Raw genomic sequence first — 25,103 nt, 5'->3', positions numbered from 1 at the left:
ATTAATTGGAAGAAGAATGAAGATGAGAACCAAACATCATATAGCCCTCATGGCGTTGGCGGCCGTTGTGCTCGCCGCCACGTCGTGCTCAGACTTCGACGATTACAACTCCGTGCCGGTCGATGCCACCGCGTCGGCCAATCAAACGCTCTGGGAAAACATCTCGCAGAACAGCGAATTGTCCGACTTTGCCGCCCTGGTGAAGCGTGCCGGCTTCGCCGACGAGCTCTCGGCCGCCCACTATTACACCGTGTGGGCCCCGAAGAACGGCACCTACGATGCCGCCGCCCTCATGCAGAAAGACAGCGCCACACTGCTGCGACAGTTTGTGAAAAACCATATTGCCGAGTACAACCACACCCTCTCGGGCACCGTGCAGGAGCGCATTCACACGCTCAACGAGAAGTCCTACGACCTCACGGGGGCCGGAACCTACACCTTCGGCGACGTGAAGCTGGCCCAACCCAACCTGCCCAGCTCCAACGGAACGATGCACTTGCTCGACGGCATGGCCACGTTCTACCCCAATCTCTACGAGTTTCTCGACGAAGCAACGGGCGTTGATTCGCTGCGCAGCTATCTCAAGAGCTACGAGTTCACTCGGCTCGACCCCTCGAAGTCGGTGGTAGGCCCGGTGGTCAACGGCAAGCAGACCTACATCGACTCGGTGATGGTCACCACAAACACCATGCTTCGCAAGCTCGGAGCCTATATTGACCGCGAGGATTCCTCGTACACCATGCTGATGCCCTCCAACAAGGCTTGGACAGATGCGTGCAATCGCATCAAGTCCAGCTTCCACTACATTGGCAACACCTTGTCGCAGGACATCAAAAATGCCACTTCGGCCACGAAGGCGCCCGAGCTGACGGCCACCGTCAACCCTGCCTACATGACGGATTCGATTACCCGTCTCTTGCTCATGGGCAGTCTCATCTTCAACAACCGCAACGCCTACAACCGGTGGGTGGAGGACGCCGGCCAGACGAGCACCGACACCATCCTCACCACCGGCGGCATCGCCATCTCCAATCCCACGGCTTATCTGGGCCGCACCACGCTGAAACAGCGCATGAGCAACGGCTTCGCCCGCCTTGCAGACTCGCTGGCCGTGCACTCCTGGGACGGCTGGGCGCGCGAGCTTGCCTTCGTGCCCACCACCTCGACAAGCCGCACATGGAACGGCACGGGCAAGAACTTTCGGCTGGATGTCCGGCTGAACGACAGCATCGCCACCTACCATTATCTGCAGGCCGTCGCCTCCAGCCCCTACGCCAAGCCGCAGGTGGACGTGCTGCTGCCCGGCGTCATGTCGGTCAAATACAATATCTACGCCGTGCTTGTGCCCGCCTGGGACGAGGGTGCAGCCGCCGAACTGAAGCCCAACCAGCTCGATTTCTCCCTGAGCTACTGCAATGCCGCCGGCAAGCTGGCCGTTGCCAAGCTCAACCAAAAGGTGGAGAACGACCCCACCCGCGTAGACACCGTGGCCGTGGGAACGTTCACTTTCCCCGTGTGCTACGCCGGACTGCCCAACGCCGAGGTGAGGCCCAACCTGAAAATCACCACCGACTTCAATGTGTTCAACAAGCCGATGATGGCCAAATACACCCGCGACATCCGTCTGGCAGGCCTTATTCTCAGACCTGCCGAACTTGAAGAATATGAAGCAACCAAATAAAATGAAGACCACCACACCTTATATGCAGGGCCGCAGCCTGAGGCTGGCCCTCTGTGCCCTTGCTTTCGCCGTCGGCATTCCCGTCTCGGCGCAGGACAATGCCTCCCAGACCGAGGAGGTGGAGACCGCCATCAAGCAGCCCGCGCGCCCGCTCCGCCCCGCCCACAAGTATCCGATGATGACGCTCCGCGGCACCGTTACCGACCAGGCCACGGGCAAACCCCTGGCCGGCATCCAGCTGCGCACGCTCGGCAACGCGCTCTTCGCAGCCATGACAGGGGCCGACGGCCGCTTCCGCATCAGCGTGCCCGTCTTCACCACAAGCCTCTACGTGCACTCGCCGGGCTATCTGGCCCAGCAGGTGGGCGTTGTCTCGGGCGACTCCACCCAGACCATCGCCGTGCGAATGCTGGCCGACAGGTACCGCAGCATGTACCCGGACGGCACCGTCATCACTGCCCAGAGTAGCTTTCGGGCCGCCAGCAACAGCGTGACCATCGACAACGACATCGAGAACAACCTCGGGGCCGACGTGCGAAGCATCATGCGTTCGGCCACGCCCGACGCGGGGGCGGCCATGTTTGTGCGCGGCTTCAACTCGCTAAATGCCAATGCACAGCCCCTCATTGTCATAGACGGCATCGAGCAGGACATGCAGCAGAACCGCGGTTCGCTCCATCTTGGGCAGTTCAACAACATTCTGGCCAACCTCTCGCCCGACGACATCGACGAGGTGCGCGTGCTCAAAAACGCCACCGCCCTCTACGGCGCGCGCGGCGGCAACGGCGTCATCCTCATCACCACCAAGCGCGGCCACTCCATGGCTACCCGCATCGACGCCAACATCGGCATGGGCGTGGCGCTCGTGCCACGGCTTCCCAAGATGATGGACGCCGGCCAATACCGCAACTACGCCACCGAAATGCTCGGCACCATGGAGGCCAACACCCGGCTCGACAAGCCCATTTCCTACCACTTCCTCGACGACAACCCGGCCGGATACTACTATAATATCTATCACAACAACACCGATTGGACCGACTATGTGTACCGCACGGCCGTGACTCAGAACTATAGCATCAACGTGCAGGGCGGCGACGACATCGGCATGTACAACCTCTCGGTGGGCTATCAGAACGACCAGAGCACCGTCGAAAAGAATAATTTCGACCGGATGAACGTGCGCTTCAACACCGACATCAACATCCTCTACAACCTCAAGACGCGCTTCGACATCTCCATCAGCCGCACCACGGCCCGCGTCTTCGACGACGGCATCGCCCCGGACCTCACCGCCGGCACCGTCACCTCGCCGGCTTTCCTCTCGCTCATCAAGGCTCCCATCGTGAGTCCGTACCAGTACAATGCCGTCATCGGCGGCTTCACGAGTCTGCTTTCCGACTACGACGACATCTATTCGCAGCTCGGACGCGGCTACGGACTGGCCAATCCCGTGGCCATTCTCAGCAATGCCGACGGCGACAACAAGAACAAGGCCGAGAACACCTACTTCAATGTGCGCGTGGAGCCCACGTGGACCTTCAGCCGCAGCCTGTCGCTCACCACGATGTTCAGCTACAACCTCGACCGCAACGCCCAGCGTTACCACCGCCCCTACGGCGGCGTGCCCCCGTTCGAGATAGCCGATCTGGGCACGGTGACGTCCATGGCCGCCTCGCTCTTCTCCAAGGAGATCAACGTGGTGAGCGACACCCATCTGGACTGGTACCGCCAATACGGCCGCCACACGCTCGCAGCCTTCGGCGGATTCAGGTACACTTACTTCTCGTTCGACGACAACAACCTCAACACGCAGTACACCGGCGTGACCAATGACAAGAACCCTGCCCTCAGTTCTTCCACCGGCTATCAGGGCATCCACGGAGCCAACGACGTGTGGAAGACCATCAAGTGGTACGGCAACGCCGACTACAACTACATGAACCGCTACTTCCTCACCCTCTCATTAGCCGCCGAAGCCAACAGCCGCTTCGGCGAGAATGCCGGCGGACTCAAGGCCCTGGGCACCGTGTGGGCCCTTTTTCCCAGCGTGCAGCTGGGCTGGGTCATGACCCATGAGGACTGGTTTCCCAAGCATGGCGTGGTGAACTACCTGCGGCTCAACGCCGGCTACGACGTGAGCGGCAACGACGACATCTCCAACTATGCCGCCCGCACGTCGCTCTCTGCCGTGCGCTTCCTCTACGACATGACGGGCCTGCAGCTCACCAACATCGGCAACGACAAGATACAGTGGGAGACCAACAAGAAGCTCAACGTGGGCCTTCAGGCCTACCTGCTCGGCAACCGCGTGGGCCTCGACTTCAATTTCTACGTCAACCGGGTGAGCCATCTGCTCACGCTCATGACCTTCAGGAACCCCATCGGCGGCATCAACAACTACTGGACCAACGGCGGCGCGCTGCGCAACACCGGCTTCGAGGCCACGCTCACGGGCAAGCCCGTGGTGGGACGCGACTGGCACGCCGAGCTCGGCTTCAGCGTGGGCCACTACAAGAACAAGGTGACGCGGCTGCCCGGAGGCAGCTACACCAGCTCGGTCTACGGCGACCACAACCTGCTCACCGCCGTGGGCAACCCCGTGGGCCTGTTCTACGGCTACCGCACGGCCGGCATCTTCGCCACCGACGACGCCGCCCGCGCCGCCGGCAAGGACGGCTATCTCTACACGACCGACGCCACCGGCCGGCGCAACTACTTCCGCGCCGGCGACGTGCACTTCGTCGACCGCAACGGCGACGGCGAGATTTCCGAGGCCGACAAGGCGGTCATCGGCGACCCCAATCCCGACCTTTACGGCAACATCTTCGCCCGCGTGGGCTGGCGCGGCCTCACGCTCGACCTCGGTTTCAACTACAGCCTCGGCGCCGACGTCTACAATTACCAGCGCAGCATCCTCAACAGCGGCTCCACGCTCTACAACCAACAGGTGGCCGAGGTGGGCCGCTGGCGCTACGAGGGCCAGGCCGCCACGCTGCCGCGCGTGGCCTATGGCGACCCCTTGGGCAACAACCGCTTCAGCGACCGCTGGATAGAAGACGGCTCCTACCTGCGTCTCAAGACCCTGCGACTCAGCTACCAGCTGCCCGTCCCCGGCAGCTGGACGTGGCTCCAGGGCCTCTCCGTCTGGGCACAGGCCAACAACCTCGTCACCCTCACCAAGTATCTGGGCAGCGACCCCGAGTTCAGCGTGGCCGGCGGCGTGCTCTATCAAGGCATCGACGCGGGCAACCTCGCCCAGGGCCGCAGCTTCCAGTTCGGCCTCAAAATCAATCTGTAGCCCCGTCAGCCCCTCCGTTTACATTCCAAGAACAGAACAAGCAAATGAACATCATGACTTTATACCATCAGACGAAGCGGCGCGCACACCGCCGTCTCCTCGCCATGGGCCGCGCCCTGCTGGGCCTGACGCTCCTCGCCGGCACGCTGGCCGGATGCGGCGACATGCTCCAGGCCGACAACTCGCGCCAGATTTTCGGCGGCGACCTCAACCGCAAGACCGACTCGCTCTTCTTCGCCTTCGGCATTATGCAGGCCATGCAGCACACGGCCGACCAGTATGTCTTCCAGGGCGAGCTGCGCGGCGACAACGTGGCCACCACCGCTTACACCGACAACAACCTGCGCCAGCTCTACGGTTTCTCGGCCACGGCTGCCAACCGCTACGACTCGGCCTACGTCTACTACCGCGTCATCAACAACTGCAACTACTACATTGCCCACCGCGACACCACGCTTCTCACCGGTTCCACCAATGTGGTGAAGAACGAGTATGCCGCCGTCAAGGCCTTTCGTGCCTGGGCTTACCTGCAGTTGGCCCGCAACTATGGCAGCGTGCCTTTCTTCACCGAGCCGCTCACGAGCATTTCCCAGATTGAGAATAACGCTTTTCCGCGTCTCGATCTCACCGAAATCGTGGCGCGTTTAGCCGTTGATCTCGAGCCGTTTACGGGTTACAGCGTCCCCGTTAACGGCGGCGGCGACCACGGTGTAGGCTCCACCAACTTCGGTTCGGCCAAGACAGTGCGCACGGCTTTGTGCTACATTCCCGTCGATGTCATCCTCGGCGAGCTCTATCTCGAGGCCGGCGACTATGCCGCCGCCGCCCGCCACTACGCCACCTACATCACCGCCGTGGGCAAACCCTCGGGCACACGCTACGCGCAGGGCATGGCGAACCAGCTCGCCCCCCGCACCATGGCCCAGCTGCAAGCCATCCCCGCCGACATGGCCGGCCTGCAGGGCGGCACGCAGTGGGCCGCCATCTTCAGGCCCAACGCCACGCAGGACATCATCTCCTACATCCCCATGGCCGTGAACCGCCTGCGCGGCACCACCACGCAAGTGCCCCAAGCCTTCGGCTACAACTATTACTCCACCGTGAATTCCGCGGCCGAGCTCTATTCTGAAAGGATTCAGCTGGTGCCCTCGCAGCCGCTGCGCATGCTGTCGGACAGCACCGCCTATTACTATTTCCAGAACGTTGCCGGCGGCCTGGCCCAGCAGTATGTGGGCCGTGCGGCCCTGGGCGACCAGCGTCTGGCCGCCGCCACCCGTCAGGGCGAGGGCGCAGACTCCACCATGCAGTGGGTGACCAAGTACCAAAACGGCAACATTATCCTCTTCCGCAACACCACCGTCTACCTCCATCTGGCCGAGGCGCTCAACCGCATGGGCCATCCCGACGCCGCCTTTGCCATCCTCAAGGAGGGCGTCACCGAGCAATTGCTCGACTCGACGGCGGCTTATGTCTCGGCCGAGTCCAAGTCGTTGCTGCAAAACGGCTGCCCGCTGCTCTCGGCTGCCAACCGCGCTCTCTTCCCGGCCCACACCGCATCCAACTTCGAGGCCACCAACTGGGGCATCCACCAGCACGGTGCCGGCGTGACCAGCGACGGCAACTATCCCGGCCGCTCGCCCTACCAGTTCGATGCCGTGGTGGACAAAAAGATGCGCGACATCGGCCGCGACTTCAACCTCACGGTCGGCACCACGGCGCAAGACACGCTGGCCGCCCGGATCAATGCCATGGAAGACCTGCTCTGCGACGAGTACCAGCTGGAGTTTGCGTTCGAGGGAACGCGCTGGTACGACCTCATGCGGCTGGCCCGCCACAAGAACGCCGCTGCCACTTTCGGCGCCGACTTCGGCGGCAAGTGGCTGGCCCGCAAGCTCCGGTACCGCAGTCCCGCCGTCGATCTCTCCAACCCTGCCAACTGGTATCTGCCGTTCGAGTAGGGGAAAAAGCTGCCCGCCCTCTTCCCAATCCTCTCCGCAAGGGAGGGAGTTGGGGGGAGGGCGGGCATCCGCATTCGGCTTGCCGCGGCTGCCGGAACGCGCATCGTGCAGGGCCGCAGCCGCTTCCAAGGGTTGCCGGAACGCGTATCGTGCTGGGTCGTAGCCCGTGTGTGTGCGTCGGCGCAAGTCGGTTCATTCCTTTTCTTATTCTTCTTCCCGCCATGCCGCTTGTCCTTTTGCTTTTCTTCTGCTGCCTCTCGGCCTCCGCCTCTCCCCTCGATTCCTTGGAGCAGCGGCTGCGGCAACACCCGCAAATTCAGGAGAAGGTGTACGTGCATACCGACAACTCCTGCTACTTCATCGGCGACACGCTCTGGTACAAGGCCTACGTGCTGCGGGCCGACTCGCTTTGTCCCACCGACATGAGCCGGCTGCTCTACGTGGAACTGCTCTCGCCCGACGGGCTTGTCGTGGCCCGACAGCGCGTCGTGGTGGCCGACCAGGGCTACAGCTGCGGCCAGTTCGCCCTGCCCGACAGCCTTTACAGCGGCTACTACGAGCTGCGGGCCTACACCCGCTGGATGCTCAATTTCAATGTTTCGTCGCGCAGCTACACCCGCGACGACCGTCACCGATTCTACAACGACCGCATGGCCGCCGACTATTACCGCGACTGGGACGACCTCTACAGCCGTGTGCTGCCGGTCTATGAACGGCCCGCCGAGCCCGGCAACTACACGGGTCGCTACATGGCCGGCCGGCCCAAGATGGAGATGGCTGCCCCTGCCCGCCGCGAGTTGCACTGCGCGTTCTATCCCGAGGGCGGGCTGCTCGTGGAGGGATTGCGCAGCCGCGTGGCCTTCGAGCTTACCAATCAGGACGGCCAGGCCGTCAGTCTGGCGGGCCGTCTCTCCGGCCAGGGGGAGCCCGTCACGGTGCAGACGACCCACATGGGCCGTGGCACGTTCGACCTTACGCCCGCCGCCGGGAGGCGTGCCGAGCTCTCGTTTGTGTGGCTGGGCAAGACCTACGCCTTTCCCCTGCCCCGCGCCGGGGCTTCCGGGGCCGTGGTGCGTCGGGGCCGTGGGCTGCACTTCTCGTTGCAGTCCACGCTCGATGCGAGGCCGGCTGCCTGGGCCGTGCTCTGCCGCGGGCGCCTCTGCCTGTTCGGTCGGCTGCCCGGCGCGGCTGCGGATGGGCCTGCCGCCGCCCCGACGGCCGGCTCCGCGACCCCCGTCGAGATTGTTCCCGACGAGCGTCGGCTGCCCTCGGGCGTGAACGAACTGCAGGTCTACGACGCCCGGGGCTGCGTGCTGGCCTCGCGTCTCTTCTTTGTGAACCATCACGACCGGGCCTTGCCGCTGCGCGCCGCCACCGACAAGGCCGACTACGCACCCTACGAAGCCGTCGACCTCACCCTCTCGGCTCCGCCCGAGGCACAGGGCGCCACGGTGTCGGTGAGCGTGCGCGACAGTCGCACCGACGACACTACCTACGACGACGGCGACCTGCTGGCCTCGATGCTCCTCTGTAGCGACCTGCGGGGCTTCGTCGCTTCGCCGGCCTATTACTTCGCCGCCGACGACGAAGAACACCGCGAAGCCCTCGACTTGCTCATGCTGGTGCAGGGCTGGCGCAAGTACAGCCGCTTCGAGCGCACCGCCTCCACGGCCGGGCTGGGCCGCCTCGTGCCCACGCCGGTGCGCTACGAACCCGAGACGGCGCTCACCGTGGAGGGATCCGTCAACAAGCAGTTGAGTGTGGAAATGCTGCGGCTCACCGATGTGGAGGGGCTCAACAACAGGCCCGGCGTGGCCGAGAAAGGGCTGCGGCAGGCCGAGGAGGCTGTCACCACGGGCGGCGTGGATGCCAACGGCCGCCCCGTCGTCGTGCTCTCGGGCGGTGCTGCGACGGAGGGCAGCGACGCTTTGACGGCCGGCGGCGATGTGTCGGCCGGCACAGCCGACCGCGGAAACGGCAACGGCGGCACCGGTGCAACCACCGATGCCGCCGGCGAATCGGCTGAACTAAAAGGGGATCTTGGCGTGAACCATGGCGGCTTGAAACACGAGGTGCTGGTCGAGGGCGAGCTGGTGAAAGACGGGCAAGTGGCGGGGCTCACGCAGCTGACCCACGACGGCGGCCGCTTCACTTTCCGGCTGCCGCCCTATTACGACCGGGCGGTGCTCTTCCTCACGGCCTACGAGCCCAAGGACTCGGCCCGCCGTGCGCTCTCTTCACGCCGCGACAAGCACCGCTTCGACGAGGAGGCCTACCCCGCGTTCTACGTCAAGCGCGACCTGTTCTATCCTGTCTTTGCCCGTCCCTACAGCTTCTACCAGACCCACCTGCCCGACCTGCTGCTGCCCTCCGACACGGTCTCGGCCCCCGGCATGGCGGCCGACCACACGCTCTCCACCGTCAAGGTGGAGGCCCGCCGCCGCTCGCGCAGGGCCATGGACTACAACAGCCCGGCCTATGTGGTCGATGCTTACGACCTCTATAACGAGGCCACGGATCGCGGCCTGTCGTGGGGCGTGCCCAACATGGGCACCTTTCCGCCCGTGGCCTGCCTCACGGTCTACGGCAACATGAACCGCCGCCGCGACTACAACGTGCTGGGAAAACTCGACGATTACACTTTCTTCCAGAACTTCAGCTCCGTGGTCGAGAGCGTCAAGAACCGGACGCCGACCAGCGTTTTCGCCGACTTGCACCTCAAGCGCATCCGCAATTTCCGCCTCTACACCGACTATGAACCCCGCCGACCTGCCGACCCGCACACCGAAGAGCTCAACCAAACGGACGTTGCCGTGGTCTATGAACTCATTCCCGGCGACGGCACGCGCCATACTTACCGAGACCGCCGCTACCTGCTGCCCGGCATCGAACGGCCATTACAGCACTACAGCCCCGACTACAGCCGCAGCCGTCCGGCCGCTCCCACCGACTATCGGCGCACGCTTTACTGGAATCCCAACGCCCGCCTCGACGCCAACGGCGAGTTCCGCGCCACCCTTTACAATGGCAGCCGTCCCTCCCGCCTCCGTGTTTCTGCGGCTGGGGTGACGGCGCAGGGGAAGATGCTTGGGGCCCGCTGACGCACCTCCCACGGATATTCCGTGGGGCTGCTCCCCTGTTTTTTCTCACAAATACCCTGTCATTTCTTACAACTCCATGGTTTTTTCTCACAGATTCCACAGATTTCACAGATGCTGCGCACCTAAAATTTCTATGGCTTTTCACCGCGCAGCATCTGTGAAATCTGTGGAATCTGTGAGACTTCCCCATGAAATTCTGTGAGAAACTCTGTGGAATCTGTGAGAAAACCCCATGTCATCTGTGAGAAAAGACCGGGCAATCCGTGAGAAAGGGAGGGGCGGTGGCGACGGCGTTCAGACCATCTCCCTGCGGTTGCGCCGCGTCGCGGTGTAGCTCACGTGGAGCCAGCGGGGCGTGGGGGAGCCGAGGGGCTCGAAGATGAGCTGGTCGAAGTCGAGGTGGCGGCGGATGTGATGGCAGATGTGCAGGCCGCGGTCCACGTCGCCGATGACGATGTCGGCCGCCTCGCCGCGCAGGTGTTGCGAGCCCGGCACGCCGCCCACCAGCCGGTTCACCGCCGGCGAGCGGAATCCGCTCGACACCACAATGGGCCCGAACCGGCGGCGCAGCGGCTCCAGCACGTTCTCGGCGAGGGCGCGGAGAGCCTGTCGCTGGCGGTCGTTGGGCGTGTTGTCGAGGGCGTGCTCCAGGGCCGCGCCCGAGCGTGTCAGTTCATACCAGGTGAAGTGTTCGCTGATGTGTTCTCTCTCTTGTGTCGTCATGGTTGTGTGTTTTAAGGTTGGGTTGGGTTGTTGTGTTGTACAAAGTGTGCGATGGTGCAGCCTTGTCCGGCCAGCCGCTCGTAGCGTTCCACCATGGAGAGCCCTGCCGTCACACGGTTTTGCACGCGGCTGACAATGCGGGGCAGCGAGGGCGGCACGGGCCGTCCCACGGCGCGGAAGGCGCGTCGGGCCAGTTCGTTCTGCGTGCAGGGCCGTCCCTGGCGGTCGGTCACGGCGTTGCGCATCCACACCAGATGCACCATTTCCACCAGGTCGCGCTGGGTGCCCGTCCACGTGAGGCTGCCGCTGGGCTGGCCGATGAGCCACTGCAGGTCGGCTGTCATGCGGCCCATGGCCTCCTGCCGCCGCTCCATGCGCCGGCGCATCTGTTGCAGTTCGTCGTCTGCTGCGTCCGCCTCTTGCGGGCGGGCAGCGGTTGCCTGATAGATTTTTGTCTTGTCGTTGTTCATGATTTGTGGTTTGAGGGTTTATTTTTTTGTTTTTCAAGGATTGCGTCTTTACGCGTCTTCGTCCTTTCTTTTTTCATCTTGTTGCCGGCAAAGTTAGGGCTCCCGGCCCGTGTCTCCAAGAAAACGGGTGTTTCTTTAAACTTCATTAGGTAGTCCATGAAACCAGGCTTCACAAATATTTTTCGGCGTGCCGGGGGTTGGGGCATGCCATTTCGGGGTGAAATGGCTGTGGCACAGCGGGTTGATGGGTTGGTGGCGATTAACGGTTTTTAAGGTTTTCGTATTTTCTTTCTTGTGTGTCGGTGGTGGGAGTACAGGGGTGCCGGCTTGCGAATTTCCGTGTGGGCCGGCACGAAAGCCGGCCCGCACGGTGGATGGTTTGGGCTGAAATCAGAGGGAGGGATAGGACATTATAGGAGGAAATAGGCCATGATAAGATGGCATAGGGGATATTTGCGGGATGCAATAGGCCGTCATGGCACGATGAAAACGCCGCAAAGACAACGCGAAAACGGTGTAACGGAGGCGCAAAAACGGTGTAAAGAAACCGTGAAAAACGGTGGAAGAAAGATGGGGGAGGCGGTGAGGGGAGAAAGAGATACCGTGGAGGGGGAGGCGGGAAGCCGTGGAGAGAGGAAAGAGAAGCCGTGAGGAGGAGATGGGGATGAGGTGGAAGAAAGATGGGGGAAGCGGTGAGGGGAGACGGTCTGGCCACGGAAAGGGGGATGGGGATGCCGTGAGGGGAGGATAGGAAGGCTGGGGAGGGGGTGGGAACGGGCAGGGCGTGGGGAGGTGCGGACGCGGTGCGGGGAGAAGAGGGGGCGGGGCTACTCGGCCGAGAAGTCGGCCACCATCTGGCGGTAGACGCTGTACATGCGCGCCTTGCTGACGTAGCCGCGCAGCCGGTTGTTGATGTCGACCACGGGAAGTACCTCGGCATGGGTTGCGTCGAACTTGGCCATCACCTCCTGCATGGGCTCGTTGTCGTAGAGGGTGGCGGGCGGCGGCGTCATGATTTGGCTGACACGGAACTTCTGGTAGAGCTCCGTGCGGAACACGATGTGGCGTATCTTGCCAATGTCGATGACGCCCAGCAGACGGCGATCTTCGTCGAGGACGGGGATAAAACTGTTGGTTGTGCTGGTGAGCACGTTGACCAGGCGGCCCATGGACATGTCGGGGTCTACGCTGACGGCCTCTTTTTCGACCAGCGATGCCATGTTCATCATCGTGAGAACACTCTTGTCGGTGTGGTGGGTGACGAGCTTGCCCTCGCGCGCCAAACGCATGGCGTAGATGCTGTGGGGCTCGAAAATGCTGATGAACATCACGCTCACGACGGCCACTACGATGAGCGGCACGAAGAGTGCATAGCCTCCTGTGATCTCGGCAATGAGGAAGATGCCGGTGAGCGGGGCGTGCATCACGCCGGCCATGACGCCGGCCATGCCCAGGAGGGTGAAGTTTTTCTCGGGCAGGTAGACGCCGAGCTGCTCCATGTTCCACAGCCGGGCGAAGAGGAAGCCCGCGAAGCCGCCCACGAAGAGCGAGGGGGCGAAGGTGCCGCCGCAGCCGCCGGCGCCGTTGGTCGACGAGGTGGCGACGATCTTGGTGAGCATCACAAGGGAGACGTAGACCACGAGGAGCTCGGAGTGTCCGTAGAAGAGCGAGCCGTCCATCACCTGGCTCCAGTCGGCCTCGGTCTTGCCGCCGATGAGCGTGTCCAGCGCACTGTAGCCCTCGCCGTAGAGCGAGGGGAAGAGGAAGATGAGCGAGCTGAGCAGCAGTCCGCCCACGAGGAGCTTGCCGTAGGGATGGTTTTTCATGCGGGCGAACTGGCCCTCGCAGAAAGTCATGGTGCGCATGAAGTAGAGGCTGACCATGCCACAGAACACGCCGAGCAGGATGGTGGGCGGCACGCGCTCTACGGCCCAGGCGCCGTCGAGGTGGAAAGCGAAGAGCGTGGACGTGCCGGTGAAGAGGTAGGAGAAGATGTCGGCCGTGATGCTGGCCACGAGAATGGGCACGAGCGAGTTCATGGTCATGTCGATCATGAGCACTTCGAGCGTGAAGACGAGGCCGGCAATGGGAGCCTTGAAGATGCCGGAGATGGCCGCCGCGCAGCCGCAGCCCACGAGAAGCATCACCGTTCGCCTGTCCATGCCGAAGAGTTGGCCCAGGCGCGAGCCGATGGCCGAGCCCGTGAGCACGATGGGAGCCTCGGCCCCTACGGAGCCGCCGAAGCCGATGGTGATGGCCGAGGCCACCACCGACGACCAGCAGTTGTGGGCCTTGATGCGTGACTGCTTGGTGGAGATGGCGTAGAGCACGCGCGTGATGCCGTGCGAAATGTTGTCGCGCACGATGTACTTGATGAACAAAGAGGTGAGGTAGATGCCGATAACAGGGAACACCAGATAGAGCCAGTTGGGGGCTTCGGAGATGAAATCCTCGGTGAGCAGGTGCTCGATGAGGCGGATGAGCAGGTGGAGCACGTAGGCAGCCACGGAGGCCAGGATGCCGATGGCAAAGGCCAGAACGGATGTGGCCTGCTTGTCGGTGAGGTGGGCTTCGCGCCAGGCTATGAGCTTGTCAGTCACGTGCGGTGGGAATGGTGGTGGGGTTGACGGTGGATGGGTAGGCGGGGTGTGGGAAGAGGCGGTGCGGGGCTACGGGCGGATGACGCTCACTTCACCCGCGGGGCCCAGCCTGATGATGGAGCTGGGGGTGTGGGGCTTGTGCTCCTGGCGGCGCGACCAGCACACGTAGTCCACGCGCCGGAGCAGCTCTTCGGGGATGTCGCGGTAGTTCTGGGCGGCGGGCTGGCCGCTGATGTTGGCGCTGGTGCTTACGAGTGCCTTTTGGAAACGGTAGCACAGCTCGCGGGAGAAAGACTCGCGGGTGATGCGCAGGGCTATGCTGCCGTCGTCGGCAATGAGATTGGGGGCCAGGTTCACGGCCCCGTCGAGGATGACAGTGGTGGGTTTCACGGCGGCGTCGAGCAGTTCCCAGGTCACGGCGGGCACCTGGCGTACGTAGCGTTGCAGGCGTGCGTCTGAGTCGACGAGGCAGATAAGGGCCTTCGAGTCGTCGCGCTGCTTGATGTCGTAGACCTTGGCCACGGCCTCGGCGTTGGTGGCGTCGCAGCCGATGCCCCACACGGTGTCGGTGGGATAGAGTATCACGCCGCCCTCGCGCAGCACGCGCACGGCGTTCCTGATGTCTTCTTCCTGTGTCATTATCTCGCAAAGATAGCAATTCTTTTGCGGGCAAACAAGCCTTTACGGCGTTTTTTTAAGCCCGTTTTGCGCTAACCGTTGCGCATCGTCTGCCCGTTGCCGGCCCTGCGGCAAAAAAAAAGGCGTTTCGGGTGTATTATTCAAATGTTTTATTATCTTTGCACCAATATCATGGCGTGATACGGCCCTTTTCGCATGTCGGGGCCCCCGCATGAGACGTATTACTAACTTAAAAGGTATATATACAATGAACGAACAGGAATTTTTGAAGCCTTACGTCATTGGTCTGGACCTTGGAGGCACGAACTCTGTGTTCGGCATCGTGGACAGCCGTGGCGAAATCAAGGCCACGACGGCCATCAAGACGCAGGGTTATGACCGGGTGGAGGACTATGTGAAAGCCTCTGTGGACGCGCTGCACATCATCGTGGACCAGGTGGGCGGCATCGGCACCATCAAGGGAATGGGCATCGGTGCGCCCAACGGCAACTACTACACGGGCACCATCGAGTTTGCCCCCAACCTGGCGTGGGGCCACAACGGCATCGTGCCGCTGGCCGACATGTTCTCGCGCGAGCTGGGCATCCCCGTGGCGCTGACCAACGACGCCAATGCGGCGGCCATCGGCGAGATGACCTATGGCGTGGCCCGCGGCATGAAAAACTTCATCATGATGACGCTGGGCACGGGCGTGGGCTCGGGCATTGTCGTGGACGGCAAGGTGGTGTACGGCAGTGATGGCTTCGCCGGCGAGCTGGGCCACGTCATCACCGTGCGTGAGAACGGCCGGCCCTGCGGCTGTGGCCGCAAGGGCTGCTTGGAGGCTTATTGCTCGGCCACGGGCGTGGCCCGCACGGCCCGCGAGCTGCTCGAGACCACCGACGAGCCCTCGACGCTGCGCGACATGCGGCCCGAGGACATCACTTCGCTCGATGTGAGCATCGCCGCCGGCAATGGCGACAGGCTGGCCCAGTACATCTTCGAGTTCACGGGCAGCATGCTTGGTGCGGCCTGTGCCGACTTTGCCGCCTTCTCTTCGCCCGAGGCTTTCGTCTTCTTCGGCGGCCTGACCAAGGCCGGCGACCTGCTCATGGATCCCATCAAGCGGAGCTACGACGAGCACGTGCTCAACATCTTCAAGGGCAAGGCCAAGTTCCTCATCAGCGGCCTCGACGGCAGTTCGGCTGCTGTGCTCGGTGCGTCGGCCGTGGGGTGGGAGCTCTAATATGAGATTTTGGAGGCCCCTCTGAGTGCTTCGCACTGGAGACTTCACTCGGGGGGCATCAATCCTTTCACGCTGTGCGCCGTTGACCTTTCACGCAGAGTGCATCGGTTTTTCACGCAGAGGCGCGGAGAAAAGGAGGTTGCGCGGTGAAGACTTCATGCGGAAACGTAGAGATAAGGAGGCCTCGTACAGTTCTTCTCACGCAGAAATGCGGAGATCGAGGAGACCGTGCTTGGTTCTTTTCACGCAGAAATGCGGAGATAAAAAAGACGGTGTTTAGTTCTTTTCACGCAGAGGCGCAGAGACAAGGAGGCTATGCAATAGCTAAAAACTCCTTGTCTCTGCGTCTCTGCGTGTAAGAATGACATGCTTATACTGTAAGAAAGATGCACTCCACGTGAAAGAATGACGCACTTTGTGTGAAAGAATGATGCACTTAAGAGGTAAGAATGATGCGCTTTGTATGAAAGAATGAAAGGGGCCGCGTGAAAGAATGATGGTTGGCAGGAGAAAGCCCACATCTCTTTGCGTGGAAAAATTCGTCGCGCAGCCTCCTTGTCTCTTTGTCCCCGCATGAAAGTCTCCACCGCGCAGCCTCTTTTTCTCCGCGCCTCTGCGTGAAAAACTGATGTGCTCCGCGTGAAAGAACGAAGCGCTCCACGCGAACATGGAGGGGGATGCTCTTATTCTTCGATGCTCAGCAGCTCCGATTGATGCAGGCCGTTGAGGAACTCGCGGGCCTCCATGCGCCGCTTGCCCGCCAGCTGGAGGGAGAGGATTTCGAGCCACTCGTCAGCGCAAGCCACGAGGAGCCGCCCCCTTTCCAGCCGTAGCGAGCCCGGCCTCAGCCCTGCGCACGCCTCGCCCGTCTTGCGGGTGCGGAACAGCTTGAGCGTGGAGAGCGGGCCGCCGCAGGTGACGGTCGTCCATGCGCCGGGGTAGGGCGAGAGGCCGCGCACAAAGTCGTAGACGCGCTTGGCCGGCTGGCACCAGTCGATGCGGCAGCTGTCTTTGAAGATTTTGGGGGCCGGGTGCAGCACGGTGTCGGCCGGCAGCTGTCCCTGCTGGTCGGTGGAGGCCACGCGGCCGTTGCCGGCCAGCACCAGGTCGATGGTCTCCACGGCGATGTCGGCGCCGAGGTGCATCAGTCCGTTGTAGACGTATTCCGCGTCGGCCTCGTCGGGCAGGGCGAAGCGTTTTTGCAGGATAATGCGGCCCGTGTCGATGTTGTGGTCGAGGAAAAAGGTGGTCACACCCGTCTCGGTCTCGCCGTTGATGATGGCCCAGTTGATGGGTGCCGCACCGCGATACTGCGGCAGCAGGGCGGCGTGCACGTTGAAAGTGCCGAACCGGGGCATGGCCCACACCACCTCGGGCAGCATGCGAAAGGCCACCACCACCTGCAGGTCGGCCTGGAAACTGGCCAGTTCGGCCACGAAGTCGGGGTCTTTCATCTTGACGGGCTGGAGCACGGGGATGCTGTGGGCCAGCGCATACTTCTTCACTTCGGAGGGTTGCAGCTGGTCCTGGTGCCGCCCCACGGGCTTGTCGGGCTGAGTGACCACGGCCACCACGCGGTAGCCTTGGTCCACGAGGCGGCTCAGCGTGCCTACGGCAAACTCGGGCGTGCCCATGAATACGATGCGGAGATCTTTCTTTTCCATAGTTGTTTTTGATTGCTTTCTTGATGGTTGGTGCGGGGGCGACGGTGTGTGGCGCGGGCCATCGGTGACTGTGCGCCGGCGCATGTCCCCCGGAATGCAGCGGGGCAGACGCTCGTGGAGAGGTCTGCCCCGGTGTTGAGAGGTGGGGGGTGGCGGGATTAGAACTGCCACCAGTGCTTTTTGCGGGGAATATCTTCCACGGCGGTGTGCCCCATGCTTTCGCGAATCACGTCGGCATACGACTTGTGGTCGTGGATGATTTTATAGATTTCGCCCCAGTCGGGCAGCCCGCCGATGCCGCGATCGTCGATGAACCAGTCGGCTTTGAGCTTGCGGCTGAAGTGATTGTTCTTGTCTTCTTCCTCTTCAGGATAGTCGCGGTTGACGGCCCAGAAGTCGACGCCGCGCTCATGGCACCAGTCTACGGCATCCTGCAGGAGCTTGCCCTCGCGCACGCTCCAGAGGATGAGGCGGTGCTGATCCTTGATGAGCATGCGCAGGGTTTCGGTGGCAAAGGGGAGCTCCTCGCCGATTTCGGGGTAGCGGTGCTCCACGATGGTTCCGTCAAAGTCTACTGCTATGGTGGCCATGGGCTTATCGCTTGATGGAGTTGTCGTTGCCGTCGCTGTAGTGACTGTTGCTGTAATTGCCGTAAGCACCGTAGTTGCCGTAGCTGCCGTAACGGCCGTAAGACCCGTAACTGCTGTACTTGCTGTAGATGCTGTAGCGGGCATACCTGCCGTATTTGCCGTATTTGCCGTAGCCGTAGTAGTAGCCGTACTTCTTCTTCGACATGTCTATACCGTTGATGACGATGCTCATCTTGGGCAGTTTCTTGGTGGTCGAGAGGCCGTTGATGAGGTCGAAGCTCTCCTTGGCGGTGTAGTCGGCGCGGCACATGTAGACGGAGGTGTCGCAGACGCGGCCTATCTGCAGCGTGTCGGTCACCAGACCCACGGGCGCCGTGTCGACAAGGATGTAGTCGTAGTGCTCGCGCAGCAGGGCGAAGATGTCCTCAAGGCTGCGGCGCGACACGAGCTCGGCGGGGTTGGGCGGCACCGGACCGGCCATGAGCAGGTCGAGGTTGGCGTTGATGCCCGACGGAACGATCTGGCTCTGGATGGCTTCCCACTCGGGCTTGTCCTTGACAAGCAGGTTGGTGATGCCGTGCTGTTTGTCGGGGAGCTCGAAGAGTTCGGCTAGGCGCGGCTTGCGGATGTCGAGACCTACGAGTAGCACACGCATGCCCAGCAGAGCGAACGACACCGAGAGGTTGGCGGCGATGAAGGTCTTTCCCTCGCCCGAATTGGTGGAGGTGAACATGATGACCTTCTCGTTTTCCTCGAGCATGAACTGCAGGTTGGTGCGCATGGAGCGGAAGATTTCCTCCATCATGTTGTTCTTGTTCTCGTGAACCACGATGTCGGCCTTGGTCTTGGCCACCTCGGAGGCCACGGCCACGTCGGCCAAGATGGGCAGACTGGTGAGGCGCACCACGTCGGCATGGCCCTCGATCTTGTAGTGGAAGAACTGGATGAGGAACAGCACCAAGGCGGGAATAGACAGTGCAATGATGAGGGCGATGAGCATAATCATCGGCTTCTTGGGGCTGATCTGCCCGCCGATAGCGGGATTGTCGATGAGCTTGCCCTTGTCGGCCGTAGCTGCGAGCGAGATAGAGTTCTCCTCACGCTTCTGCAGAAGCATCAGGTAGAGCCCCGACTTCACTTCCTGCTGGCGGTCAATCTGGGTGAGCATGCGCTCCTGCTCGGGCGTCTCGCCCACTTGGCCTTCGTATTTGTTGTACTGCGAGAAGATGGAGCGACGCTGGATTTGCAGGTTGCGGCGCGCCTGTGCGAGGGCGCGGCGGATGGAGTTCTGCAAGTCGTCGAGCTGGCTGGTGAGGGGGATGACGGAGGGAGAGCTCTCGCTGGCGCTCTGCAACAGCAGGTTGCGACGCTGCACGAGGGTGTTGTAGTTGTTGATGAGCGACGTGGCCGACTGGTCGGTCAGACCCACGTTGGAGGGCAGCGGCTGGTAGCGGTTGGCGGGATTGTCGATGTAGCTGCGCATCTCGTCGAGCAGAGCCACCTGTGTTCCGGCCTCGACCACTTTCTGCGAGTAGACGTCTGCGTTCTGCACAGCCTGGCCGGCATTGAGCTTGAGCTCCACCATGCGGTTGTTCCTCTTGTAGGTTTCAAGCTGTCCTTCGGTGTTGCCCAGCTCGGAGTTGATCTTGTCCAGACGGCTGTTGATGAAGTCTTCGGTGCGTAAGGCTATCTCGTTCTTATCCTCGTTGGCCTGCCGGTTGTAGCAGACGGCCAGCTGTTTCAGGTAATCGACCGAGCGTTGCGGGTCTTCGTCGTTGATGACCAGCTGGGCGATGGTTGTGGTCTTGCTGGTCTGCGACACGCTCAACTCGTTCACATATTTATATGCGGCATACTTGGGCGAGCGCACAAAGATGTGCATTTTCTCTCCCTCGTCCATTGGATTGAGTGTGTTTGCCGTCAGGGTGAGGATGCCGGCACGCGTGCCGATGGTGACGGGCAGCCGTTTGATGGTCTTGTCAATGGCGTAGGGACCGTCGGCCTCGTTCTCGTTGACGGGCACGTAGTAGGTGCCGGTGACGCGGTATGCGCTGCCCTCACGCTTGATGAGCAGCTCGATGGTGGTGTTGAGTTTCTCCAGATGGGCAGCGTCAATATCGACGCTGATGGGCTGGGTTTTGTACACCAACTGATCCTTTACCTTGCCCACGCGGTAATAATCCACGTAGAGTTTCAGGTCGCGCACGGTCTGTTCGGCCAGCGAATGCGAGGTAAGGATCTCCATTTCGTTGTCTATACCGTTGGAGTTTGAAATCATACCGAGCGTGGCTGTGCTCAGCATGCTGTTGGCGCGATTGCTGGATTGGTCGTTGTCCTTAATCAGCAGCTTGGCCGATGACTGGTAGATGGGGGTCTTGTAGCGGAGATAAATGGCCGCCGTGCCCAAGCAGATAATCAAGGAAAGTATGAACCACTTCCAGTTAAGAATCAGCGTGGTGTAGATCGCGGCAAAGTCAAAGGACGACTTGTCCTCCTCCATTGGCGCGGTTGTCTGCTCCACGTCCAGTGTTTTGTTTTCTTCCATTGTTTATGAATAAAGGGATATTGTTCTGTGTTGATGAATGCTCCGGGTGCCGTGCGGGAGAGCGTCAGTCTTGTGCCTCGGCCAGTTGGAGCAGGTATTTGCCGTAGTCGTTCTTGGCCATGGGCCGTGCCTGTTCGGCGAGTTGGTCGCGGCTGATCCAGCCGCGCTTGTAGGCGATCTCCTCAAGACAGGCCACTTTGAGTCCCTGCCGCTTCTCAATCACCTCGATGAAAGTGCTGGCTTCCGAGAGGCTGTCGTGGGTTCCGGTGTCGAGCCAGGCGAAGCCGCGCTGCAGCGTCTGGACCTTCAGCTTCTGCTGGGCCAGGTATTCCTGGTTGACGGTGGTGATTTCGAGCTCGCCGCGGGGGCTGGGCTTGATGTTGCGGGCTATCTCCACCACGCTGTTGGGGTAGAAATAGAGGCCCACCACAGCGTAATTGCTCTTGGGATTGCGGGGCTTTTCCTCGATGCTGAGGCAGTTGCCGTGGTTGTCGAACTCGGCCACACCGTAGCGTTCGGGGTCGTTCACGTAATAGCCGAACACCGTGGCGTTGCCCTCAGCCTCGGCTTGGCGCACACTTTCGCGGAGCAGACTGGAGAAGCCGGAGCCGTAGAAGATGTTGTCGCCCAGAACCAGGCACACGCTGTCGTCACCGATGAACTGCTCGCCGATGATGAAAGCCTGGGCCAGTCCGTCGGGGCTGGGCTGCTCGGCATACTCGAAATGCACGCCCAACTCATGCCCGTCGCCCAGCAGACGACGGAACCCCGGCAGGTCGAAAGGGGTGGAGATAATCAGGATGTCGCGGATGCCCGCAAGCATAAGTACCGACACCGGATAGTAAATCATCGGTTTGTCGAAGATGGGAATGAGCTGTTTGCTGATTCCTTTGGTAATCGGATAGAGTCTGGTGCCGGAGCCGCCGGCCAATACGATACCTTTCATGTGCTATTTTTGTTTTGTTATTCTTTCAACTTCAAACATCTACGTACAGGCATTCTTCATAGGGTTTAGGCGCAGAAGAGGGTTGAATCGTTGAACTGTCCTTTACATTACCGTGCAAAGGTAGCAATTAAAATCGAGATAGATGTGTTTTTAATCAGGAATTTACACGCCTGTATGCAAGTTTCTCTCACTTTTGCACGCGACAACGCCGGGACAGACTGGCGAATCTGTCCCGGCGTCAAGGGAAAACGAGAGGTCGTTACAAGTGGCTCAACCCACGACGAGCGAGAAGCGAAGCCCCAGCGCATTGGCTATCAACATGAACGTGGAGAGCTGCATGTCGCAGTTGCCCCGCTCGATGGTGGAGATATACTCCCGCTTCTTTCCGATGCGGTCAGCCAGCTGCTGCTGCGTCAGTTTTTGTAGCTTGCGCTGTTCTTTCAGCAACTCGGCATAGTAGTAGGTCTTGGCCTTGGCTTCAAAATCTTTGCGTTCGGCACTGCCTTCAGGGCCGTTTTCCTGGTTTAAGATGTCGTCGAAGCCTTTCAGTTGCTTCCACTTATCTTCTTTAATCTTCAGCATATTCTGTCCTCCATTCATTAAATATGGTGTTTGCCTTTTCTATTTCAGCCTTGTACTGCTTGGTGCTTTTCTTCAAAAAGGAGTTGAGCAGCAGTATCTTGGTAGCCTGCATAAAGCTGTTTGCATCAATGGCTACGATGATGGTGCGGTATTGGTTGGAAGCAACGGGGACGCGTAGCTCGTAAAACGGGGTGCCCTCCAGATGCTTGACAAACTTCTCGTTGACCACATATTGGGTTCTGACAATTTGGAGTACATACTTGTATTTCTCCTTAATCTTGTCGTCCAATGCATGGAAGAACTCATCAAAATATGGCGTTAGCCTGATGTCTCTTCGTGTTTCTATGCTGCAAATGTAGGTAATTTATTCCATATTACCAAATATTTGGAAGACTTTTATTACATAGTGCTTGGCCGATGGCTACTTCATGAGCTCGGCAAGTTTGTCTCGAAGCAGCTGGCCGCGCAGTCCCTCGGCGATGATTTTGCCGGTCTTCACGTCCACGAGGAACATGGCAGGGATGGACTGCACCTTGTAGGCATCGGCAATGCGCGACCTGTCCACACCGTTGGGCCAGGGCAGCTGCTCCTCCTTGAGGGCTTTCTTCCAGGCCGCATCGCTGCGGTCGAGGGAGATACTGACGATTTGCAGCCCCTTGTTCTTGTATTGGTCGTAGCATGCCTTGAGGTTCGGAATCTCGTTGCGGCAGGGCTTGCACCACGAAGCCCAAAAGTCGACGAGCAGGTATTTCCTGCCTTTGGCAATCTTGTCAGACGGTGTGGTCTTGCCGTTGGCATCAAGCACGCTGAAGCGGGGATAGTCCTGCCCCTTGAGTCCCTTGGGGTCTACGAGCTCCTTGAGCAGCCGGCCGTAGTAGGACGACTGGGCCGAGGCGGAGAGACACTCGTAGTCGGCCTTGTTCTCGGGCGTGAAATAGGAATACACGTCGAGCCGCATGAACGGTCCCCACCACGTACTGTCGTTCTCGGCAAAGAGCTCGTTGTACCGCTTCTCTATGAGATTGAAGAACTGGGCATCGCATGCCATAAACTCCTTCCACGTCTCGGAGGCCCGCAGCCGGGCCATCTTGGCCGAGTCTTTGGCGGCATAGGCTGCGCTGATCTGCCGGTTGATGTCGCGGTATGCGTCGTGGTACGCGCCGTTGTAGATCTCCAGAAACTTCTTGAAAGCCCCGAGCTTCATCATGTACTGGGCGTGCAGCGGACTGTCGTAGACCTGCTCTCCTTTGCCCATATAGTAGGTGACGCCGTCGCTTTCGGTGCTGTCCGCAGCCACCGAGGCCGTGACACGCTCGCCCTGCCCGGTCATGAGGTGGAGCAGGGTGCCGGGCACGCCCTTGGCCCTAAAGTCGATCATGCGGGGCTCGGCGACGGGCACGGTCAGCGTGGCCTTGCCGCCCGCGAGGGTGGCCGAGGCCAACGGCGGTTCGTCGGCATGGGTGCTGCCCAGCGCGGCCTCGATGACCGTGCCGTCGGGAAGCCCGGCGATGGTGAGCGATACGGTGGATTGTGCGCCGGCCAGCAGGGTGGCGGCCAGCAGAGCGAGGGTGGATATAGTCTTCTTCATATATAATAAGGTGTAGATGCTGGTGGATATGCAGGCTTCTGTGCCGGGCCGCGGCTACCGCGTGGCATTGTATTGCAGGGTGCCGCCGCCGGGATTGCTGATGGCTCCGAGGGGAAATACCATGGTCCAGAGGTAGGAGTCGCCGGCGAGCGACTCGGTCTTGCCGTTGTGTGTGCGGGTGAGCGTGTAGGGGAATTTGCCCTCGGCGTTGAGCCTTCGGATGTCGGCGAAGGGAACAATGGAGCCAATCAGCTCGTTGAACTTCGTCCGGCAGATGGCGGCCATGGCCTCGTTGGCCGTCGTGGCCACGACGGGCTGGTACTTGTCGGGCAGGATACGCGTGTGGCGCAGCTGGTTGAGCCAGTCCATGGCGGCCGTGAGGTTGCCCTTGCGGGCCTCGCACTCGGCCTTGATGAGATACTGCTCGGCCGTGCGGCAGCCGCCCATATTGAAGTAGCCTGTCGTCATACCGTAGTAGTAGACGGTGCTGCCGCCATAGTCGCGCAGCTTCCAGTTGGCATAGAACTTGGCGTCGCCGTCCTCCACCGTCTGGCTGCGCCACTGTGGCACACCCGTGATTCCCTCGGCGCGGCTCATGTCGCCATGCTTGAAGTCGTAGTTCTCACAATAGTCAAAACCCATGGGCGAGGTGGCGCGCGTCCACACGTCGGGTGTCTCGATGGCCGTCTTGTTGGCCTCGTAGAAGGCTGTCCAGTCGTAGAGCTTGCGGTTCACGGCCAGTGCCCTGTCGGCATAGGCCGAGGCTTGGTCGTAGTTCATCATCGTGAGATACACGCGGGCCAGGAACGCGTAGCACGCCCCCTTGCCCGGCAGCAGGATGTTTTGCCCCATGTCGGGCAGGTAGGGCAGGGCCGCCTCCACGTCGGCGATGATGAGGTCGTACACCTGTTGCACGCTACCCTGCTCGTAGGGCGCGTTCACGGCCGAGCTAGTGATGATGGGCACGCAGCGTGTGGTTTGGGCCGTGGCGGGGTTGTAGGTGTCGGCGTAGAAGTTGGCCAGCTGATAATAAGCCATGGCCCGCAGCGCCTGGGCCTCGGCATACACCGTGTGGCGTTCGGCGTCGGTGGCGTCAGTAGCCGTCATGGCGTTCTCCATCACCAGGTTGGCCACGGCGATGTTGGCGTAGCCTTGATAGTAGGTGGTCTCGTCCGACTTGTTCCATTCGGCGCGGTCGATGCTCGTGTCCCAGTTGTAGTTGGCCTGATACAGCGGGTTGGAGCCCGTGAGGTAGTAGGCCGACACATAGCGGTCGCCCAGCAGGTTCTCGGCCTGGGTCACGTCGTAGCGGTGTGCGCCGTTCTCATAGTTGAGCAGTTGGGCATAGTCGGCCAGCGTCTCCGGGATGTTCTTGCCCTTGGGTTTCTCGTTCAGATAGTCGTTGCACGAGCTCAGTGCGAGCACGCCCGCGAGCACGAGGCCCAGCGTGCGGCAGGTGGAAGTGTGGATATGCTTGTTCATGGGGTTGC

17 protein-coding genes are annotated in these 25,103 nt (G+C 61.1%); 5 read left to right on the top strand and 12 right to left on the bottom strand.

From position 1 onward, the window contains the following. Window positions 1–22 precede the first annotated feature (22 nt). The 4 genes from PREDE_RS10120 (at window position 23) to PREDE_RS10105 (ending at window position 10,041) form a co-directional block, all read left to right on the top strand. Entirely contained in the window at window positions 23–1,681 is a 1,659-nt protein-coding gene (locus tag PREDE_RS10120; protein WP_235777523.1) for a fasciclin domain-containing protein, read from the top strand. After that, complete coding sequence (locus tag PREDE_RS10115; RefSeq protein ID WP_005847096.1) at window positions 1,665–4,982, top strand: SusC/RagA family TonB-linked outer membrane protein; 3,318 nt, start codon at window positions 1,665–1,667, stop codon at window positions 4,980–4,982. The genes PREDE_RS10120 and PREDE_RS10115 overlap by 17 nt, the downstream gene beginning before the upstream one ends. A 53-nt stretch (window positions 4,983–5,035) precedes the next feature. After that, window positions 5,036–6,940, top strand: a complete 1,905-nt coding sequence (locus tag PREDE_RS10110; protein ID WP_235777522.1) for a RagB/SusD family nutrient uptake outer membrane protein — start codon at window positions 5,036–5,038, stop codon at window positions 6,938–6,940. A 221-nt stretch (window positions 6,941–7,161) separates the two neighbouring features. Further along, window positions 7,162–10,041: a hypothetical protein gene (locus tag PREDE_RS10105; protein WP_005847092.1), complete on the top strand. Its 2,880-nt coding sequence runs from the start codon at window positions 7,162–7,164 to the stop codon at window positions 10,039–10,041. Between the two features lie 294 nt (window positions 10,042–10,335). Here PREDE_RS10105 and PREDE_RS10100 read toward each other — a convergent pair whose 3' ends face one another. From PREDE_RS10100 to PREDE_RS10080, 4 genes are all read right to left on the bottom strand, one after another. Beyond that, a complete protein-coding gene (locus PREDE_RS10100) occupies window positions 10,336–10,764 on the bottom strand; it encodes a D-Ala-D-Ala carboxypeptidase family metallohydrolase (RefSeq protein ID WP_005847091.1) in 429 nt (142 codons plus the stop codon). A gap of 11 nt (window positions 10,765–10,775) precedes the next feature. Continuing rightward, window positions 10,776–11,234: a hypothetical protein gene (locus PREDE_RS10095; protein WP_005847089.1), complete on the bottom strand. Its 459-nt coding sequence runs from the start codon at window positions 11,232–11,234 to the stop codon at window positions 10,776–10,778. Between the two features lie 827 nt (window positions 11,235–12,061). Next, window positions 12,062–13,834 carry a chloride channel protein gene (locus PREDE_RS10085; protein ID WP_005847084.1) on the bottom strand — a complete coding sequence of 591 codons (1,773 nt, stop codon included), beginning with the start codon at window positions 13,832–13,834 and terminating at the stop codon, window positions 12,062–12,064. 69 nt (window positions 13,835–13,903) lie between these two features. Then, window positions 13,904–14,473 carry an L-threonylcarbamoyladenylate synthase gene (locus tag PREDE_RS10080; protein WP_005847083.1) on the bottom strand — a complete coding sequence of 190 codons (570 nt, stop codon included), beginning with the start codon at window positions 14,471–14,473 and terminating at the stop codon, window positions 13,904–13,906. Between the two features lie 247 nt (window positions 14,474–14,720). Here PREDE_RS10080 and PREDE_RS10075 point away from each other — a divergent pair, with 247 nt between their 5' ends. Next, window positions 14,721–15,698: an ROK family protein gene (locus PREDE_RS10075; RefSeq protein ID WP_005847081.1), complete on the top strand. Its 978-nt coding sequence runs from the start codon at window positions 14,721–14,723 to the stop codon at window positions 15,696–15,698. Window positions 15,699–16,381: 683 nt separating this feature from the next. Here the strand turns inward: PREDE_RS10075 and fmt are convergent. The 8 genes from fmt to PREDE_RS10035 form a co-directional block, all read right to left on the bottom strand. Further along, window positions 16,382–17,362, bottom strand: coding sequence for a methionyl-tRNA formyltransferase (gene fmt, locus PREDE_RS10070; protein ID WP_005847078.1), 981 nt, complete (start codon window positions 17,360–17,362; stop codon window positions 16,382–16,384). 158 nt (window positions 17,363–17,520) lie between these two features. Beyond that, window positions 17,521–17,952 (bottom strand): BT0820 family HAD-type phosphatase, encoded by a 432-nt coding sequence (locus PREDE_RS10065; RefSeq protein ID WP_005847076.1) that lies wholly within the window; start codon window positions 17,950–17,952, stop codon window positions 17,521–17,523. A 4-nt stretch (window positions 17,953–17,956) separates the two neighbouring features. Next, a complete protein-coding gene (locus PREDE_RS10060; protein ID WP_005847074.1) occupies window positions 17,957–20,497 on the bottom strand; it encodes a GumC family protein in 2,541 nt (846 codons plus the stop codon). 64 nt (window positions 20,498–20,561) lie between these two features. Beyond that, window positions 20,562–21,443 (bottom strand): glucose-1-phosphate thymidylyltransferase RfbA, encoded by an 882-nt coding sequence (gene rfbA, locus PREDE_RS10055; protein WP_005847073.1) that lies wholly within the window; start codon window positions 21,441–21,443, stop codon window positions 20,562–20,564. A 270-nt stretch (window positions 21,444–21,713) separates the two neighbouring features. Further along, complete coding sequence (locus PREDE_RS10050) at window positions 21,714–22,025, bottom strand: helix-turn-helix domain-containing protein (RefSeq protein WP_044127058.1); 312 nt, start codon at window positions 22,023–22,025, stop codon at window positions 21,714–21,716. Further along, on the bottom strand, window positions 22,012–22,353 hold the full coding sequence (locus tag PREDE_RS10045) for a type II toxin-antitoxin system RelE/ParE family toxin (RefSeq protein ID WP_262498069.1): 342 nt from the start codon (window positions 22,351–22,353) through the stop codon (window positions 22,012–22,014). The genes PREDE_RS10050 and PREDE_RS10045 overlap by 14 nt, the downstream gene beginning before the upstream one ends. A 93-nt stretch (window positions 22,354–22,446) precedes the next feature. Further along, a complete protein-coding gene (locus tag PREDE_RS10040; protein ID WP_005847067.1) occupies window positions 22,447–23,613 on the bottom strand; it encodes a TlpA family protein disulfide reductase in 1,167 nt (388 codons plus the stop codon). 54 nt (window positions 23,614–23,667) lie between these two features. After that, entirely contained in the window at window positions 23,668–25,095 is a 1,428-nt protein-coding gene (locus PREDE_RS10035; protein WP_005847065.1) for a RagB/SusD family nutrient uptake outer membrane protein, read from the bottom strand. Between the last annotated feature and the right edge of the window lie 8 nt (window positions 25,096–25,103).

Source organism: Prevotella dentalis DSM 3688 (assembly GCF_000242335.1).
Classification (GTDB): domain Bacteria; phylum Bacteroidota; class Bacteroidia; order Bacteroidales; family Bacteroidaceae; genus Prevotella; species Prevotella seregens.
This window is presented reverse-complemented; position numbering and strand designations above follow the sequence as displayed.

What these genes read in the sequence shown, in the direction of transcription:
- PREDE_RS10120 (WP_235777523.1), top strand. Translation starts at nt 23, where the DNA reads ATGAGAACCAAACATCATATAGCCCTCATGGCGTTGGCGGCCGTTGTG.
- PREDE_RS10115 (WP_005847096.1), top strand. Translation starts at nt 1,665, where the DNA reads ATGAAGCAACCAAATAAAATGAAGACCACCACACCTTATATGCAGGGC.
- PREDE_RS10110 (WP_235777522.1), top strand. Translation starts at nt 5,036, where the DNA reads ATGACTTTATACCATCAGACGAAGCGGCGCGCACACCGCCGTCTCCTC.
- PREDE_RS10105 (WP_005847092.1), top strand. Translation starts at nt 7,162, where the DNA reads ATGCCGCTTGTCCTTTTGCTTTTCTTCTGCTGCCTCTCGGCCTCCGCC.
- PREDE_RS10100 (WP_005847091.1), bottom strand. Translation starts at nt 10,764, where the DNA reads ATGACGACACAAGAGAGAGAACACATCAGCGAACACTTCACCTGGTAT.
- PREDE_RS10095 (WP_005847089.1), bottom strand. Translation starts at nt 11,234, where the DNA reads ATGAACAACGACAAGACAAAAATCTATCAGGCAACCGCTGCCCGCCCG.
- PREDE_RS10080 (WP_005847083.1), bottom strand. Translation starts at nt 14,473, where the DNA reads ATGACACAGGAAGAAGACATCAGGAACGCCGTGCGCGTGCTGCGCGAG.
- PREDE_RS10075 (WP_005847081.1), top strand. Translation starts at nt 14,721, where the DNA reads ATGAACGAACAGGAATTTTTGAAGCCTTACGTCATTGGTCTGGACCTT.
- fmt (WP_005847078.1), bottom strand. Translation starts at nt 17,362, where the DNA reads ATGGAAAAGAAAGATCTCCGCATCGTATTCATGGGCACGCCCGAGTTT.
- PREDE_RS10065 (WP_005847076.1), bottom strand. Translation starts at nt 17,952, where the DNA reads ATGGCCACCATAGCAGTAGACTTTGACGGAACCATCGTGGAGCACCGC.
- PREDE_RS10060 (WP_005847074.1), bottom strand. Translation starts at nt 20,497, where the DNA reads ATGGAAGAAAACAAAACACTGGACGTGGAGCAGACAACCGCGCCAATG.
- rfbA (WP_005847073.1), bottom strand. Translation starts at nt 21,443, where the DNA reads ATGAAAGGTATCGTATTGGCCGGCGGCTCCGGCACCAGACTCTATCCG.
- PREDE_RS10050 (WP_044127058.1), bottom strand. Translation starts at nt 22,025, where the DNA reads ATGCTGAAGATTAAAGAAGATAAGTGGAAGCAACTGAAAGGCTTCGAC.
- PREDE_RS10040 (WP_005847067.1), bottom strand. Translation starts at nt 23,613, where the DNA reads ATGAAGAAGACTATATCCACCCTCGCTCTGCTGGCCGCCACCCTGCTG.
- PREDE_RS10035 (WP_005847065.1), bottom strand. Translation starts at nt 25,095, where the DNA reads ATGAACAAGCATATCCACACTTCCACCTGCCGCACGCTGGGCCTCGTG.